This is a genomic window from Oceanisphaera submarina (assembly GCF_046521305.1).
GTDB classification, from domain to species: domain Bacteria; phylum Pseudomonadota; class Gammaproteobacteria; order Enterobacterales; family Aeromonadaceae; genus Oceanimonas; species Oceanimonas submarina.
In genome coordinates, this window is record NZ_JBKGFN010000013.1 from 106,368 (window position 1) to 121,786 (window position 15,419).

Genomic DNA, 15,419 nt, shown 5'->3' on the forward strand with positions numbered 1-15,419 from the left:
CGTTCCATGAAAGGCAAAACCATTGTTGTAAAACTGGGCACCAGTGTGCTCACCGGCGGTTCCCGTCATCTGGATCGGGGCCACATGGTCGAGCTGGTGCGCCAGTGTGCCAGCCTGCACCGGGCCGGCCATCAGATTATTGTGGTGACCTCGGCGGCCATTGCCGCCGGACGCGAACACCTGGGCTTTCCCGAGCTGGCCAGCACCATGGCCAACAAGCAGATGCTGGCCGCCGTGGGCCAGACCCAGCTGATCCAGACTTGGCAGTCACTGTTCAATCTCTATGGATTGCATGTGGGCCAGATCCTGCTGACCCGGGCCGATCTGGAAGACCGGGAACGCTATCTTAATGCCCGCGACACCCTGCGGGCCTTGCTTGCTCATCGTATCATTCCGGTGATCAACGAAAACGATGCGGTAGCGACCAACGAAATCAAGGTTGGCGACAACGACAATTTATCGGCCCGGGCCGCCATTCTGGCCGAGGCGGATCTGCTGATCCTGCTGACCGACCAGAAGGGACTCTTTACCGCCGATCCCCGTAACGATCCCAAGGCGCAACTGATCGAAGAAGTACAGACCATAGACGACACCCTGCGTAAACTGGCCGGTGGCAGCATAGGTGGCCTGGGCACCGGTGGCATGGCCACCAAGCTGCAGGCGGCAGATGTAGCCCGCCGCGCCGGTATCGACGTGGTGATCGCCACCGGCCAGGTGCCGGAAGTGATCGGCCGCCTGGCCGAGGGTGATCGTATCGGTACCCGTTTTCCGGCGTTGGCTACCCCGCTTGAAAGTCGCAAGCGCTGGATCCTGGCCGGTCCCCCTCCGCACGGCGAAATCCATATCGATGCCGGGGCGGTCAAGGCGGTGCGCGAGAAAGGATCCAGCCTGCTGCCGAAGGGCATAGTACGTATAGAAGGACGCTTTCGCCGGGGTGAGGCGGTGCGTATCGTCAATCCCGAAGGGCGGGAGCTGGCACGAGGCATCTGTCGTTACGATGCACTCGACCTGAATCGAATCAAAGGACAACACTCAGAGCAGATTGAATCGGTGCTGGGCTATGGCTACGGCAACGTGGCCATTCATCGCGACGATCTGGTGCTCTTGTAGGAGATAGTATGAATCTGGAACAGATGGGACAGGCCGCGCGCGCTGCCGCCTATACCCTGGCCGAAACCTCTACCCGGGCCAAGAATCAGGCCCTGCTGGTGATGGCCGACGCCCTCGAGGCGGCCGCAGAGGATATTCTGGCTGCCAACGCCAGGGACCTGGACGCGGCCCGTGACAACGGTATCGGCGATGCCATGCTGGATCGGCTGATGCTGAATCCGGCGCGGCTCAAGGCCATTGCCGACGACGTGCGCAACGTGGTGTCACTGCCTGACCCGGTGGGCAGCGAGCTGGACTCGCGGGTGCTGGAAAACGGTATGCGACTGTCGCGTCGCCGGGTACCGCTCGGCGTGGTGGGGGTGATTTATGAAGCACGCCCCAATGTCACCATCGACATCGCCGCCCTCTGTCTGAAAACGGGTAACGCCAGCATTCTGCGCGGCGGTCGGGAAACCTTTCATACCAATCAGGAATTGGTGAAGGTGATCCGGCAGGCGCTGGCGGCAAGCCAACTGCCGCAAGGCTGTGTGCAGTACATCAGCGAGCCGGGCCGGGAGTGGGTCAGCGGCCTGCTCAAGCTCGATCAGTACGTGGACATGATCATTCCTCGCGGTGGCCCCGGTCTGCATCGCTTGTGTAAGGAACAGGCGACCATACCGGTGATCATCGGCGGCTTCGGCATCAGCCATGTTTTCGTCGACGACAGCGCCGATCTGGTGCGTTCTATCGAGGTCATCGATAACGCCAAGACCCACAGGCCAAGTGCTTGCAACGCCCTGGATACCTTGCTGGTGGATCGGGGGATAGCAGTCGAGCTGTTGCCTAAGCTGAGTGAAAGGATGGCGGTGAAGGGTGTGGAGCTGGTGGCCGATGACGAGGCGCTGGCGCTTCTGACGACGGGGGCGGCCCGAGTGCGTGCCGCCGTGGAAGGGGACTTCGACACCGAGTGGCTGAGTCTGACCCTGGGCGTAAAACTGGTATCGGGCGTGGATGAGGCGCTGACGCATCTGCGCGATTATAATGCCAGTCATTCCGATGCCATTCTCACCAGCAGCCTGAGCAATGCCGAGCGCTTTATCAACGGCGCCCCCTCGGCGGCGGTCTATGTGAATGCCTCTACCCGCTTTACCGACGGCGCTCAGTTTGGTCTGGGTGCCGAAGTGGCGGTCTCGACCCAGAAGCTGCATGCCCGCGGCCCCATGGGGTTGGAAGAGCTGACCAGCTACAAGTGGATAGGCCAGGCGGATTACCTGATCCGCGACTAATCGCACATTGCTGAATAGACACACCGGCGACCCTGGTCGCCGGTGCATGGTGAAGAGAGGATATTATGCCATCCAAGCTGTTGGACGCCCTGCTGCTGGCAATGCCGCTACCTGCCACTCTTGAGTCGTGGCGGCAACACCTCAAGAGCCAGCTGCCCTATCCGGTACAGGGAGCACAGACGCTGTTTATCGGAGCTCCTGCTCTGGTCATAGTGGCGTTTCAGCACGACAGGGTAGAGGTGCTGCTACCGGCCATGCAGTGGCGTCATCACGACATTCATACCGTCAAACCCCGTTCCCAGGGGGTGGTAGAGGCACGTAATGGCAGCCTGGAACAGTTGATGATGCTGGTAGAAGACACCATAGCCCTGAGGCTGAAGTCGTTTCACGAATGCAGCAGCTGCGGCAAACGCTGCGCACCCGAGCTGCTGGGTTCCCTGCAGGGCGAACCCGTATGCCGGGACTGCATCAAGGGCCGACGAGTGTTGTTTTAGGCTAACGTTCAGTCGGTGAAAGAAAAAGGCCGTGCTCTTCAAGAGTACGGCCTTTTTTATGGCCGGCAGATGAATCTAGAACTATAAAATCGCTGCTCCCTCCCGCTCGCTTGTCTCCGGCAGTGTGTGGCTGGCCTGGATGCACCAAAATGTACAGCGAGTTTCAAGCGGGCAGCCAGCCAAAAGCCGCCCTCGTGACAAGGGCGGCTTTTTTAGGGGTAACCAACGGGGTCAGCCGGTATGACGTTTCACGCCGGCGTGGTTTAAAACGAGAGCTTGGTGGTCACACCAAACATGCGGGGCGCACCCAGCTGTACGTATTGCTCTGTGATATAGCCCTTGCGAGGATCGTTGGGGAACTGAAAGCCACGCACCGCGTACTCTTCATCGGTCAGGTTTTTGCCCCACAGGGTGACGCTCCAGTTATCTTGCTGGTAGCCCAGACGGGCGTGTAGCAGAGCGTAGGCATCAGATCGCGCACTGTGACTGTCGGAGAAGTAAAACTGGTCTTTTCCTTCTACATCAAGACCGGAAAACCAGCCCTGGCCGTGATCCAGGCTTGCACCCAGCGCGAATTGATATTCGGGAGCGTGCGCCGCATCGCGGCCATCAAAGTTGGCGTCGGGCTCTTTCAGTTGGGTGTTCAGCAAACCCAGGCTGGCGTGCAAACGCATGGCGTCGGTGGCCTGCCATTGAGCCTGGGCTTCCAGACCATAGCTGTAGGCCCGCTCGGCGTTGGCAGTGTAGTCGGTATAAGTACTGGAGTTGTCGGGACGTATTACGGTGCGCGAGGCGTTGATTTGTGCGTCGTCTCGTTGTTGAAAGAACACCGCTACTTGTGTCTGCAGGCTGTCATTCAGCAAGTTGTGCTTGGCGCCCAGTTCGTAGTTCCACAGGGTTTCGGCGGCAAAATCGCGTAGTGCGTTGGGCAGGTCGCCGTTTGAGTTATAGCCGCCGACCTTGTAGCCCCGGGCGATCAGTGCGTACAACATTTGGCTGTCACTGGTCTGATATTCCAGCGCTACCCGGCCGCCCCACAACAGATCCGTGGGCTTGCTGCGGTTACCGTCGCTGTCGCTATAAAAGGTACGGTCTTGCTCCAGGCGCAGGCCATTGATCCAGGTCAGCCTGTCGGTGAGCGCCGTTTCCAGCTCGCCATAGCCGGCAAATCGGTTAGCTTCATATTCACTGGTAAAGTTGCTGGGTAGATAGGTGTACTCGCGGTTCAGGTCCGAGCTGCGATGAAAGTAATAGAGGCCGCCGGTCCAGTCGGTAGTGTCGTTGAACAGCATGGATTCTTCGGTGGAGATGAAGCGTACATCGGCGGTGGCACCGCGCTCTTCGCGGTAGTAATTGTCGGTGGCACTGTAGGTGTCCGGGTGCAAACCGGGGTAAGTCCAGTCCACATCGAAGCCGTATTCCAGTTCACTCTTGTTCACGCTGATAGCGGTTTCCAGAGTAAAGGCGCTGTTGCCATACCAGCTGCTTTTGCCCGACAGTGCCAGGGTTTCCTGGCGGTCGTGCCCTGGATTATCCGACAGGGTGTGGCGGCTGTTGTCGAGGGAGAAGGCGTCGTAACCGTTGTCGATATTGGCGTAGAAGGCGGTCAGATCCAGGTCCAGATCGTCGCTGGCGGCAATGCGGAACTTGGTGCGCAGCAGCGTCTCGTCGATGTTATTGGTATCGTCGCGACTCAGATAATCGTTTTTAATAAAGCCGTCACTGGTATTACGCTGCGCGGCGATGCGATACGCCACCTTGTCGCTGAGCGGCCCCCCCACGGCAGCGGCCAGATTATGGGTGTCGTACTCGGCCACCGTGAGTTCCACATTGCCTTCCAGAGTATCTGTGGGCTCGTTGGCGCGAATGTTGATGAGGCCGGCCAGGGCGTTGGCGCCATAGAGGCTGCTTTGCGGGCCTCGTAATACTTCCACTTGATTTGCATCCAGCAGGGTGGCGCCCATGGTCATGGCGCTCATGTCTATGCCGTCTACCAGCACGCCCACCGAGGGGTTAACCACGCCGATGAACTGGCTGCGCTCGCCCACACCGCGAATTTGATAGTACTTGCCGCGAGAGGCGCCGGCACTCAGGTTGACGTTGGGCGTCTGGGCCAGCACATCTTCCAGATGGTTGTTGCCGGGCTTATTGAGCTCGGCTTCATCCAGCACGCTGACGCTGCTGGCGGTGCCTTGCAGGCTGTCTTCGCGAAAACTGGACGTCACCAGGGTGGGTGCCAGGGTGTAAACCCCGTCCTGGTTATCGGCAGCATACGCAGGCAGCGCAGCCATAATGCTCAAGGCAATGGCGGAGGGGAAAAAAGGGATCAATTTGGGCACTTCAAGTCTCCGTATAGGTACGAAAACCCGGTAACAACAAGAGCAGGGCAGGGCGTTGCGGCTTCCTATTCCTACGCCGGTATTAGCCGGATCAGGTTCAAAGGGTTCGCATCATTCGCATCTCAGGCAGTCATGGCTGCCACCCCTTAGGATATGACTTTTGGTTATAAGTCACCCTGTATTATACCTATTCAGGAATAGATATCGACATATATGAAGCAAACCTGGCGGGCGCTGGGTGAGTATGATCAACATAGGAGTGAGCGAAGAATGCTGAACCTCTTTGGCTACAAGAAGCAGGATTGGCAGACACCCGGGTCTCCTGGTTTTCCGCTAGAATCTGCGGAATGGAGGCATGCCACCGGGTTCGTCGGCAGGGTTCTGCCTTTATTTATTCTGTTTGGTTGTAGCCGTCGGTATCGATCCGAAATAAAAAGGCCGTGCTCTTTATGAGTACGGCCTTTTGTTCTGGTTTTATCAGTTAGCAAATGAGTTTAGCCCATCAAGCGGGCCAGCCATAATCGCAGGTACATGCCCGGCAGCGTGGTGATGCCGGCGGTGGCGAAACGCAGCTTGCCCCGGCTGGCCACCATCAGGGTGGGGGTCACGCCGACGCCCAGCGTCTGGCCCAGTCGATGATCCTTGTCGTTCACCACCGCAAAATCATATCCCTTTTCCCGTACATAGCCGGCGACCTTGGCATCCGGGCCCGAGGCGATGGCGATGCTGACGACCGGCGCGCCGACCAGATTCACCATGGGTGACACCAGCCTGCACACGCCGCACCAACTGGCCCACACATAGACCAGCACAGGTTGTTCCCGGCTCATGGCATCGAGGTCGATGGTGTCTCCGCTTAGCGTGGTCATGCTGCTGAGGGCCGCTACCTCGGTGGGCAGATCCCGGCTGCGCCACAGATCGGCGGCCGTTACCACTGTGGCAATCAACAGCAGGTAGATAAAGCCTGAGCCTATTTGCTTGCCCCAGCTGCCGCTTTTCGTCTTCGACCTCACGGTTTTGCCTCATTGAGGGCATCGATCACCTTCTCGCTGGTCAGCAGCACCTCAAGTGCCTTGCCCTGAGGCAGGCCGGGGCCGAACACCTGATTGAAGGGAATACCGGCGCGCCGGTTGGCATGCAGATAATCGGTAATGGCGGCGTCGGGGCGAGTCCAGTCGCCGCGCATCAGCACCATGTCGTCTTCCTGCAGGGCCGAGTAGACAGGGTCACGCAGTGTCACGCCTATCTTGTTGGCCTGGCAGGTAATGCACCAGTCGGCGGTGATGTCGACAAAGACCCGCTTGCCGGCGGCTACTTCGCGTTCGATACGCGCCGGATCCAGCGGCTGCCAGTTCAGCTCATCCTTCACCGGGCTGACCCAACGAGATTGAGTAAGCAGGGCGGTGACGCCCCCGGCGGCGCCCAGCAGCATCAGGCCGGCCAGGCTGAACACCAGACCCCGGGCGCCGTAATGACGCAGCAGTGACCCTATCGGCAGCGCGATCAGCAGGATGGCCAGCGCCAGGGTGGCGGTGCTACCCAGGGTATATTGCAGCAGCGACAGCAGCCAGAGGCTGGTGGCGAGCAGCATCAGGCCGAACAGCCACTTCACCTTGATCATCCAGGCGCCGGGTCTGGGCAGGAGACCGATGACACCGGGGAACAGCGCCAGCACCAGCCAGGGCAGCGCCATGCCCAGCCCCAGACCGGTGAAGATGGCAATCAGCACCAGCGGCGAAGACGCCAGCGCCACCGCGACTGCGGTGCCGAGGAAGGGGGCCGAGCAGGGGGTGGCGAGCAGGGTGGCGAACATGCCCTGCAGCAGATGGCCGCCGTTGCCGTGGCCGGGACGGGTGGCCAGCCAGGTACTCATGGCCGTGGGCAGGCGCAGTTCGAACAGCCCGAACAGGTTAAGCGAAAACAAGGCGGTGACCAGCAGCATGAAGCCGATAAAGCCCGGTTGCTGGAACTGTATGCCCCAGCCGAGTTGAGCGCCGGACCAGGTCAGCGCCAGCATAAAGCCCGCCAGCGCCCAGAACGACAGCATGATGCCGAGGGCGGACCACAGCAGGGGACGGCGTACTTCTGATCGGGTGCGGTGCCCCAGCAGCAGGCTGTTGAGCTTGAGCCCCAGCACCGGCAGTACACAGGGCATGATGTTGAGGATCAGGCCGCCGAGCAGGGCATAGAGCAGTACCAGCACCAGCGGGGGAGCCGTTGCCGCCACCGGGGGCAGGGTGCCACGGGTGATGGAGCCGGCCAGCTCTTCTGCCAGTCCTGCATCGGTGGCGGTAATGACCACCACCTGCTCATCCAGATTCAACGCCGGATCCCAGCTGCCGACCTTGAAGCGGGCTTGCAGCCGGGTGTCGTTCACCGTCAGTTGCGGCTGGCTGAAGATGCTGCTGTCGAGTTCGTCGACGTATACCGCCGGTTGCTGCCAGCCTCGGGGGTTGGTCAGCGTCACATCGAGCTGTTTGGCGGCCGGATCCCAGACAAGCCGCTCGGCCTGCACCAGGCTCGCCGGCCGGGGTACTCGTGACACCGCCTGCTGATACCGATGATTCAGCGTCTCGTCGGCGAGCAGCTGCGGCTCCAGCGGCAATTGCAGTGAATATTCGGTGAGCACACAGATGGTGGTGCAGCTGGGTAGCGTCAGCAGGCCTTCAAAGGTGACCGGTTTTCCGGGTTCAGCAGGTGACAGCTGCAGTGGGAAGTCGACGGCATTGTGATAGCCCTGGGTTTCGACCCCGAGCAGGGTAAAGCGTTCGGGCAGCGGCCATTGCCAGTTGACCGACAGCAGGTTATCGGACGACTGCCAGTCCAGCCGGGGTGCTATGCCCCCTTCGCCCGGGGAGCGCCAGTAGGTTTTCCAGTCGTCTTGCAGGCGAACCTGCAACAGCGCCGGATAATAGTTATTGGCCGCATCATAGGGGCCAGCCTGTACCAACCGCACCTGCACCGGGGGGTGCTCGGGTGCCTGTAGCCAGCCGGTATCGGCGGCCTGCAACGGCAAGGCCGCCGATAACAGCAGGATAAAAAAGGTAAAAATTCTGATCACGAATAGAGTCTCCGGTGGATGAACGCAAGCTTACAAGATGGCGGCGTCAATCTCACTCCCGGAACACGCACAGCACCAGGTGTCGCCGTCGACCGGCATAAGGTGGTGGTGGAGGTGACCGGCGGCAATACCGGCCTGTACGAGGCACCAGCAGCCAGAGAGACAACAACAGCAGCAAGATGGCCAGCATCGGTTCCAGTTGATTCCATACCTTGCTCAGGAGCTGTTCCGACAAACTGCATTGATGGCCTTGGCTGTCGACGGTTGCCTGGCTATCACCGGTCAGCAGGATGTTTTCTGATTGATGGGCCGAGGCCGGGCAGGAAGAAACGAGGCCAAGCCGCTGGCTCAGACACAGGCTGATGACGAGCAGTGCCAGCAGCAGTGCCAGCCAGCCGGGCTGGCGTGGCATCAGCCGACGGCGCTTCGCTGTTAACCGACTGCCAGCCACAGGGCCACTCCCAACATCAGGCTGCCGGCGATACGGTTCATCAGCTTGACCTTGCCCTTCTGCTGCAGCACCCGACTCAGGGTGCGGCCGCCGCTGGCATAGAGCAGCAGGCAGATGAACTCCAGTGACAGTATGATCGACACCAGCATCAGCAGCTGGCCGGCAAGCGGCGCCTGGTTATCGATAAAGGGGGGCAAGAGGGCGACGAAAAAGGCCCAACCCTTGGGATTGGCGATGGCGGTGATGAAGCCCTGGCTGATGAGGGTGCGGGCCGGTATATGACGCGGACCTGCATCCACCGGGTTCAGGGCCAGTTTGCCTTTGGAGCGCCATAGCTGGATGCCGAGCCAGGCCAGATAGAGGCCACCGCCGTACTTGAGTAACTGAAACAGCTGCGGGTATTGCAGCATGACCGCGGCCACGCCGACCACCGCCAGACAGGCCACCAGGCCCACGCCGACCAGCTCGCCTACCATCATCCACAGGGTGCGGCGTACCCCGACCGTCATCCCTAACGACAACGCCAGTGTCATGCACATGCCCGGCGTGACCGAGACGAAGAAAAAGGTGGGGATAAACACCATCAAGACTGCGGAACTAATAGCACACCTACCTGTTGTTCTGGCCTGGGTTATACATCTTGTCCGCCATTGTAGGCCAAATGCAGGACAAGGGGCTATGGCTATTTAGCGGAGAAACAACGTCATCACTCCTCGCCGGATTAGCAGCTAATTGATTAGCCTTAATCGCTGAAACGGGGGCTGAATACCAGCCGGCCGGGGGCTATATCCATTGCTACCGGGGCCTTGCTCAGCCAGCTGTAGCGGCTGTCGTCGAGTCGGTAAACCGGCTGATTTTCCAGCACGGCGCGCAGCAACTGCATCATGCCGGCCGAGGCGGCGGTCATGTCTCCCTTGTAGCCGAAGGCATCAACCTCGCTTTGCAGCAATCTCAAGTCACGCAAAAAAATCGCATTCTGCTGGCGGTCGTAGACAGGACGGCCCTCGATGGCCAGATCCAGCTGGGCCGGAAAGCGGGCTATCAGGGCATTGATGGCGGTTTCGCCCTGCAGGTTGAGGCGCACTACTTGACGGTTCTCGGGACCTATCTGCAAGTCCAGCTTGTCAACCCGGGTCTCTACCAGGCCCTGGGTGAGGCGCGGCGCCTGCTGTTCCAGCAGGGTAAAGAGCGACTTTTCAATCTCGCTTTCCGACACACTGTACTGGCTGAGCCCGGCGCAGGCGCTCAGCAACAGGGTACTCAACATAATAAGAAGGGGTTTGAACATGGTATACCTCTCAATGACAGCCATAAGTCTTCAGCGGGAAAATGTAAGTTAACAGCAGACAGTTCTTTTGGTAGCAGAGTCGGTTGGGTCGAAGCATGAGTCCCAACATTCGGCCGTCTACATGAATGCTGGAATTCGGATCTCATGCCAGTCGACCGGCATCATTTTTCGGTGGCTGTATTCAACGTAACAGCTGGTCCAGCTGGTTGGCGAAAGCCTGACGATCGGCGGGGCTCAGGGTGGGTGGCCCGCCGGTGTGCACACCGCTGGAACGCAGGGTATCCATGAAATCGCGCATGGTCAGTTTGGCCCTGATGGTGCCTTTGTCGTACCGTTCTCCGCGTGGGCTCAGTACCCGGGCGTCTTTTGCCAGGGCCTCGGCCGCCAGCGGAATATCGGCGGTGATCAGAATGTCTCCGGGCCGGATACGGGCCACGATTTCATCATCGGCCACATCGAAGCCCTTGGGCACCTGTAGCTGTTTGATCAGGCTCGAGGCCGGTAACGGCAGCGAGTGGTTGGCAACCATGGTCAATGGCGTCTGAGTACGCTCGGCGGCGCGAAACAGAATATCGCGGATCACCTTGGGGCAGGCATCCGCATCTACCCAGATGTGCATCAGTTATACCGACTCGGTTTTTTCTTGCGCTCGATGGCTTCCTGTACCTCGCCTGGCTCGACCACCACACCGGTGGCGTCGGGAGTGGGGAAGACGGCGACCATTAATTCGTCGTCTTCCATGCCGGGTACCCAGCGGCTCTGCCACACCTTGAGGCTGATGGCCTCGGGCTTGCACTGGCTCCAGTCGTCTACCGCCCATTCCCTGGCATAATCGGCGTGGGGCCACACCGGAATGCAGTCCTCGTCATCGTCCGAGGTCAGCATCATGCACCCGTGCTCGTCGGTCAGAATCCAGAGTTCGTCGTGCTCGCACACCCGGCTGATGAAATGATTGAAACGCTCGTCATCACGCATGCTCTGGGCGGCAGCCTTGTCGGCCTCGGTCAGGGTATAGCTCATGGTTTTTCTCATACAGGGGATCTGCTTGCATGTTCACACTGTAAGCCCTGTTTTGTCCAGCTTGCTGCCGAATTTGTTCCATGCCTTCTCATGAAAAAAATAGGCGACGGTATTGACCATCGGTTCCACCAGGGCAATCAGTCCGCCCACCAGCAGATCACCGGAAAGCAGGTAAGCAACACTGAAGGCGACGGTAAAATGGACGGCGGCGAAGGTAAGTGTCTTGGGCATGGTGCAGCTCTCTGTTTGGAAGATACACAAATGATAACAATTCTTATTTAAGTGTCCAGTTTTTGTTTTTTATCTTTACGATTGGTATTTCCTATCAAACAAATGTCGCCATGGGGAAATTGAGCGTTTACAGCCTGCCCTGCTCGGGATAGATTGAAAACCAGTCTTTTTCGATAAAAACGAGCCAGGGCTCGGAATGGTAAGCAGGGTTGCTCATGCATTTTCAAACCGACGATATTCGCATTAATCAAATCAAGGAACTGTTGCCGCCGATAGCGGTGCTGGAAAAATATCCGGCCACCGATACCGCGTCGTCCACCGTGTTCGAATCACGCGAGGCCATTCACCGCATGCTGGTGGGTGAAGATGATCGTCTGCTGGTGGTGATTGGACCTTGCTCCATTCACGATACCGACGCGGCCATCGAGTATGGCAAGCGACTCAAGGCGTTGCGCGATCACTATGCGGACCGGCTGGAAATCGTGATGCGAGTCTATTTTGAAAAACCGCGCACCACCGTCGGCTGGAAGGGGCTGATCAACGACCCCTATCTGGATAACAGCTTCCAGATCAACGACGGCCTGCGCATCGGTCGCAAGCTGCTGCTGGATCTCAACGATCTGGGACTGCCGACCGCCAGCGAATTTCTCGACATGATCACGCCCCAGTATCTGGCGGATCTGATGAGCTGGGGCGCCATCGGCGCGCGTACTACCGAGTCTCAGGTGCATCGTGAACTGGCTTCCGGCCTGTCCTGCCCGGTCGGTTTCAAGAACGGCACCGACGGCACCATCAAGGTGGCGGCCGATGCCATCGGTGCCGCCAGCGCCTCGCACCATTTTCTGTCGGTGACCAAGCTGGGCCATTCCGCCATCGTCGAGACAGCCGGTAACCCGGACTGTCATATCATTCTGCGCGGTGGCAAGGAGCCCAATTACAGCGCCGACCATGTGGCCACCGTATGCGCGGGGCTGGAAAAGGCCGGACTGCCGCAAAAGCTGATGATCGACTTCAGCCATGCCAACAGCAGCAAGCAGTATCAGCGGCAGATGGTGGTCTGTGATGATGTCTGCGCCCAGCTGGCCGCCGGTGAGCAGGCCATTATGGGCGTCATGGTGGAAAGTCACCTGGTGGAAGGCCGTCAGGATCTGGAAGAGGGTTGTGAGCTGACCTATGGACAGAGCATTACCGATGCCTGCATCGGTTGGGACGATACCGAAACCCTGCTGGCGCAGCTGGCCGACGCGGTTACGGCCCGCCGCCAGGCCTGAGTCGCCTGGTAAGCCGTAAAAAAGGAGCCTGTTGGCTCCTTTTTTTAAGGCAGGCTAGGGCTATCATCTTCGTTCATCGATACGTCCAGCACCCAGTGCAGACTGTTCTCGATACGCCTGTGCCCCCGCACGGCGGCAGCGAAGCGAGCCTTGTCCGGCTCCGCCGAGCTGATGTAGTCGGTATTTGAGGGACTGTTTTCCTGATTTCTCCAGGCGATAGTCTATGGCTATACCCAGTGTTTTCAAGCCTGTCCACTCCGGGAAGTGGCGGGCCACGTCATCAGCAGACAGCACATGATATTCTCTGGCTTCAATGCGACCATGGCCTTTTTTTCACCGCCACATTGGCCGGGTCGGTTATTGCCGAATGAAGTGACTTGAGCGCTTGCTGAACTGCGCGATACCGCAGTTCCTGATTACCTTTGACCGCCAACAGCTAGTCTCCACCTTGCTTGTCGATGGTGCTGGCAATCTCGGTCTGACAGCCTATGGCATCCTTGGCCCACAACCGGCTTGTCTAATTTTGTAGTACGGTGTTGGAGCTCCTTGCCTGTTAATCAGCTCCAAAAACCTTGGAGTGGCAGCCTTGCATATGACTCTCTAATCTTTTGAGACGTTGTTTTGTTTATTATCCATTTTTTGTAATTCTGTTTGTTAGATAAGCCAATTAAGTAATGAGAATGAAGCCATTCCTGTTGCGACGACAAGAAAGGCATTCTTGACCTTTAAGCTCACTATCAAGGTAATCACGCCCCCATAGAAAAAAGGGCTTGAAAATAATGTATGCTCAAGCGAGTTATGCCCAAGAAATACAATTGGAACCCACATGGCAGTGAGAACAGACGGAGCTGTATATTTGAGTAGTTGTTTTGAACGTGTGCCTAATGTGAGCGGTAGGGACTTCATAAAGAACAGATATCTGCAGCCAAAGGTGGTCACTGCCATCAATAGTATTAATAGCTCGATTTTAATGCTCACTCTTCTCTCCTTGATCTACGTAAAATCCTGCAACCATACCGAGAAGTGTTGCTGCGATAAGGGAATACCCAAACCCCTCGGAGTTTAGTACTAGAATGGAAACGCCACTTGTAACTACCGAAACCAATGTAGAGCGATGCTTGATAGATGGAATTACTATGGCGATAAATGTTGCGGCTATTGCAAATTCAAGCCCAAGCTCTTCAAGGTTATCAGTGCTGGAACCTGCAATGATCCCGATTAGTGTTGAAATGTTCCACATTACATAAAAAACAACACCTGAGGTCACTGCATATAGGTAGTTGAATGAACGGTTTTTCTCGATATAGCTGTTCGTGATAGCGAACATTTCATCAGTGAGGAAAAAGGCAAAGGTGACCCTTTTTAGTAAAGGCAAATCTCTGATATGATCATGGTATACAGCTGAGTACAGTAGGTGACGAGAACTAATAACGAACGTCGAGGACAATATGGGTAGTGGAGAGCTCGCAGCACCGATGAGTGATATGCCTGCCAATTGAGCGGCTCCTGCAAAGACGAAGAGCGACATAGCTTGGGCTTGTAGCGGGGTTAAGCTCGCTTGGATAGCCAATGAGCCACATAATACACCCCAAGGAATGACTGCTGCACACAATGGAAAGATTGCAATACTCGCCTGATACATTATGGCTAAATTGTCTTGGGTCTTAGTTCGAGAAATTGTTGGGTTAATTTGATTCATAGCCTATTCCCTTCGTTGGTATGGGCTAGGTTAGATAAGGTATCTCTCTAGTTCTTGTACGAAATTGCTTGTAACTGAAATTGCCTTGGGGTCGTTCCTAATGCCTTTTTGAAGTGCCTTGTAAAGTGGCTTTGGTCGTGGAATCCACAGTCATGGGACACGTCAGCTATAGATACCCCTGCTTTTAAGAGTTGTTTGGCTTTAATGAGTCGCACTTGAATCTGATAGGCGTGAGGAGAGATATTGAAGCTCTTGCCAAACTGCCTGATGAAATGGTATTTACTACAGCCTGCGATAGTGGCTAGTACTTCTAGGCTAACGTCGATTTCTGGGTGTGCATCCAATAATTCCTTTGCCAATCGCAGCTTATTGCTATTAACACCAATATCCTTTGGTAACTCTTGGGTATGCCCGTGTTTAGTTGCTAGCGCTAGCAACGTACTGTAAATTAGAGTCTCTACGAGCAGTACTGATGCTCCTTCCTCGATCTGATTCATAATGAGTCGCAACTGACTTGCAATTCTTTTGTCGTGAATGACCGAATCTCTGAAGTATGGTATCAGTGAACTTCCACCAATTAGATCGTTAGAGATTAATGCAAAATGTTCGGGTGTAGGGTAAATAGCTCTGTAGTGCCAGCCTCCCTCACTTGCGGCTTCGCCAGTATGGACATCGTCAGTATTGACCAAAATAATGCTGTTTTCATCAGCTATATGGTTTTCTCCACTACGAAAAAAACGTTGAGCTCCTTGCTCAATAACGCCTATCGTGTAGCCCTCGTGGACGTGTTTGGAAAATGTCTGCTTCTGATAATGTGCATCTACCATTTCGATCCCGTTCAAGGCTTCCGATACTTTGTAATTTGCTTGTTCTTTGCGTATCACTCAATAGCTCCTATAAATTTGGTACAAAATTGCTCTTTTCTTAATAGCAGCTGACTTGGGGTGTTGAACTTTTGTATTTACCAATTATTGAGCAAGGTGCTCCTAACTAAAAAAGGTAGACGCCACTTTACTTACAACGATTTTCAGACTGTGGGATCTATCCAGTGGTCGATCTGCAGAATACATTAATTTACCCTCTATGTCTGACTTGCTGGTGCCGTGCCAGAAGTGTAATATCACCTGAATGGATGTGTAACCATCCCCTAAAATCGGTGCATGTATCATTAGAGTTCTTCGGCCTACAAT

At 56.6% G+C, this 15,419-nt stretch carries 16 protein-coding genes and 1 riboswitch; of the genes, 4 read left to right on the forward strand and 12 right to left on the reverse strand.

The features are described from left to right. Positions 1-6: 6 nt before the first annotated feature. From proB to ACLEIV_RS13345, 3 genes are all read left to right on the forward strand, one after another. On the forward strand, positions 7-1,110 hold the full coding sequence (proB, locus tag ACLEIV_RS13335; protein WP_410457128.1) for a glutamate 5-kinase: 1,104 nt from the start codon (positions 7-9) through the stop codon (positions 1,108-1,110). Between the two features lie 8 nt (positions 1,111-1,118). After that, complete coding sequence (locus tag ACLEIV_RS13340) at positions 1,119-2,375, forward strand: glutamate-5-semialdehyde dehydrogenase (protein ID WP_410457129.1); 1,257 nt, start codon at positions 1,119-1,121, stop codon at positions 2,373-2,375. Positions 2,376-2,440: 65 nt separating this feature from the next. Beyond that, the gene (locus tag ACLEIV_RS13345) at positions 2,441-2,869 is read left to right on the forward strand and encodes a hypothetical protein (protein WP_410457130.1); all 429 of its coding nucleotides are present in this window, start codon (positions 2,441-2,443) and stop codon (positions 2,867-2,869) included. Positions 2,870-3,132: 263 nt separating this feature from the next. Here ACLEIV_RS13345 and ACLEIV_RS13350 read toward each other — a convergent pair whose 3' ends face one another. The 9 genes from ACLEIV_RS13350 to ACLEIV_RS13390 all read right to left on the reverse strand — a co-directional run bounded on the left by ACLEIV_RS13350 (position 3,133) and on the right by ACLEIV_RS13390 (position 11,259). Continuing rightward, positions 3,133-5,208 carry a TonB-dependent receptor gene (locus ACLEIV_RS13350; RefSeq protein ID WP_410457131.1) on the reverse strand — a complete coding sequence of 692 codons (2,076 nt, stop codon included), beginning with the start codon at positions 5,206-5,208 and terminating at the stop codon, positions 3,133-3,135. Positions 5,209-5,259: 51 nt separating this feature from the next. Next, positions 5,260-5,365, reverse strand: a riboswitch (TPP riboswitch). A gap of 337 nt (positions 5,366-5,702) precedes the next feature. Next, complete coding sequence (locus tag ACLEIV_RS13355; protein ID WP_410457132.1) at positions 5,703-6,221, reverse strand: protein disulfide oxidoreductase; 519 nt, start codon at positions 6,219-6,221, stop codon at positions 5,703-5,705. Further along, positions 6,218-8,269 carry a protein-disulfide reductase DsbD family protein gene (locus ACLEIV_RS13360; protein WP_410457133.1) on the reverse strand — a complete coding sequence of 684 codons (2,052 nt, stop codon included), beginning with the start codon at positions 8,267-8,269 and terminating at the stop codon, positions 6,218-6,220. The genes ACLEIV_RS13355 and ACLEIV_RS13360 overlap by 4 nt, the downstream gene beginning before the upstream one ends. Positions 8,270-8,321: 52 nt before the next feature. Further along, on the reverse strand, positions 8,322-8,720 hold the full coding sequence (locus tag ACLEIV_RS13365; protein ID WP_410457134.1) for a hypothetical protein: 399 nt from the start codon (positions 8,718-8,720) through the stop codon (positions 8,322-8,324). Beyond that, a complete protein-coding gene (locus tag ACLEIV_RS13370; protein ID WP_410457135.1) occupies positions 8,702-9,304 on the reverse strand; it encodes a LysE family translocator in 603 nt (200 codons plus the stop codon). Before ACLEIV_RS13370 ends, ACLEIV_RS13365 begins: the two co-directional genes overlap by 19 nt. Positions 9,305-9,462: 158 nt before the next feature. Continuing rightward, positions 9,463-10,008, reverse strand: a complete 546-nt coding sequence (locus ACLEIV_RS13375) for a YceB family lipoprotein (RefSeq protein WP_410457136.1) — start codon at positions 10,006-10,008, stop codon at positions 9,463-9,465. 181 nt (positions 10,009-10,189) lie between these two features. Then, positions 10,190-10,627: a YaiI/YqxD family protein gene (locus tag ACLEIV_RS13380; RefSeq protein WP_410457137.1), complete on the reverse strand. Its 438-nt coding sequence runs from the start codon at positions 10,625-10,627 to the stop codon at positions 10,190-10,192. Beyond that, positions 10,627-11,028 (reverse strand): DUF2750 domain-containing protein, encoded by a 402-nt coding sequence (locus tag ACLEIV_RS13385; protein WP_410457145.1) that lies wholly within the window; start codon positions 11,026-11,028, stop codon positions 10,627-10,629. The genes ACLEIV_RS13380 and ACLEIV_RS13385 overlap by 1 nt, the downstream gene beginning before the upstream one ends. Positions 11,029-11,061: 33 nt before the next feature. Continuing rightward, positions 11,062-11,259: a DUF2061 domain-containing protein gene (locus ACLEIV_RS13390; protein WP_410457138.1), complete on the reverse strand. Its 198-nt coding sequence runs from the start codon at positions 11,257-11,259 to the stop codon at positions 11,062-11,064. A gap of 215 nt (positions 11,260-11,474) precedes the next feature. Here ACLEIV_RS13390 and aroG point away from each other — a divergent pair, with 215 nt between their 5' ends. Beyond that, positions 11,475-12,530 (forward strand): 3-deoxy-7-phosphoheptulonate synthase AroG, encoded by a 1,056-nt coding sequence (gene aroG, locus ACLEIV_RS13395; RefSeq protein WP_410457139.1) that lies wholly within the window; start codon positions 11,475-11,477, stop codon positions 12,528-12,530. 654 nt (positions 12,531-13,184) lie between these two features. Here aroG and ACLEIV_RS13400 read toward each other — a convergent pair. The 3 genes from ACLEIV_RS13400 to ACLEIV_RS13410 are packed head-to-tail and all read right to left on the reverse strand — an operon-like array spanning position 13,185 to position 15,113. Then, complete coding sequence (locus ACLEIV_RS13400) at positions 13,185-13,508, reverse strand: AzlD domain-containing protein (protein ID WP_410457140.1); 324 nt, start codon at positions 13,506-13,508, stop codon at positions 13,185-13,187. After that, positions 13,498-14,229, reverse strand: a complete 732-nt coding sequence (locus tag ACLEIV_RS13405) for an AzlC family ABC transporter permease (protein ID WP_410457141.1) — start codon at positions 14,227-14,229, stop codon at positions 13,498-13,500. The genes ACLEIV_RS13400 and ACLEIV_RS13405 overlap by 11 nt, the downstream gene beginning before the upstream one ends. Before the next feature lie 47 nt (positions 14,230-14,276). Beyond that, positions 14,277-15,113, reverse strand: a complete 837-nt coding sequence (locus tag ACLEIV_RS13410; RefSeq protein ID WP_410457142.1) for an AraC family transcriptional regulator — start codon at positions 15,111-15,113, stop codon at positions 14,277-14,279. Between the last annotated feature and the right edge of the window lie 306 nt (positions 15,114-15,419).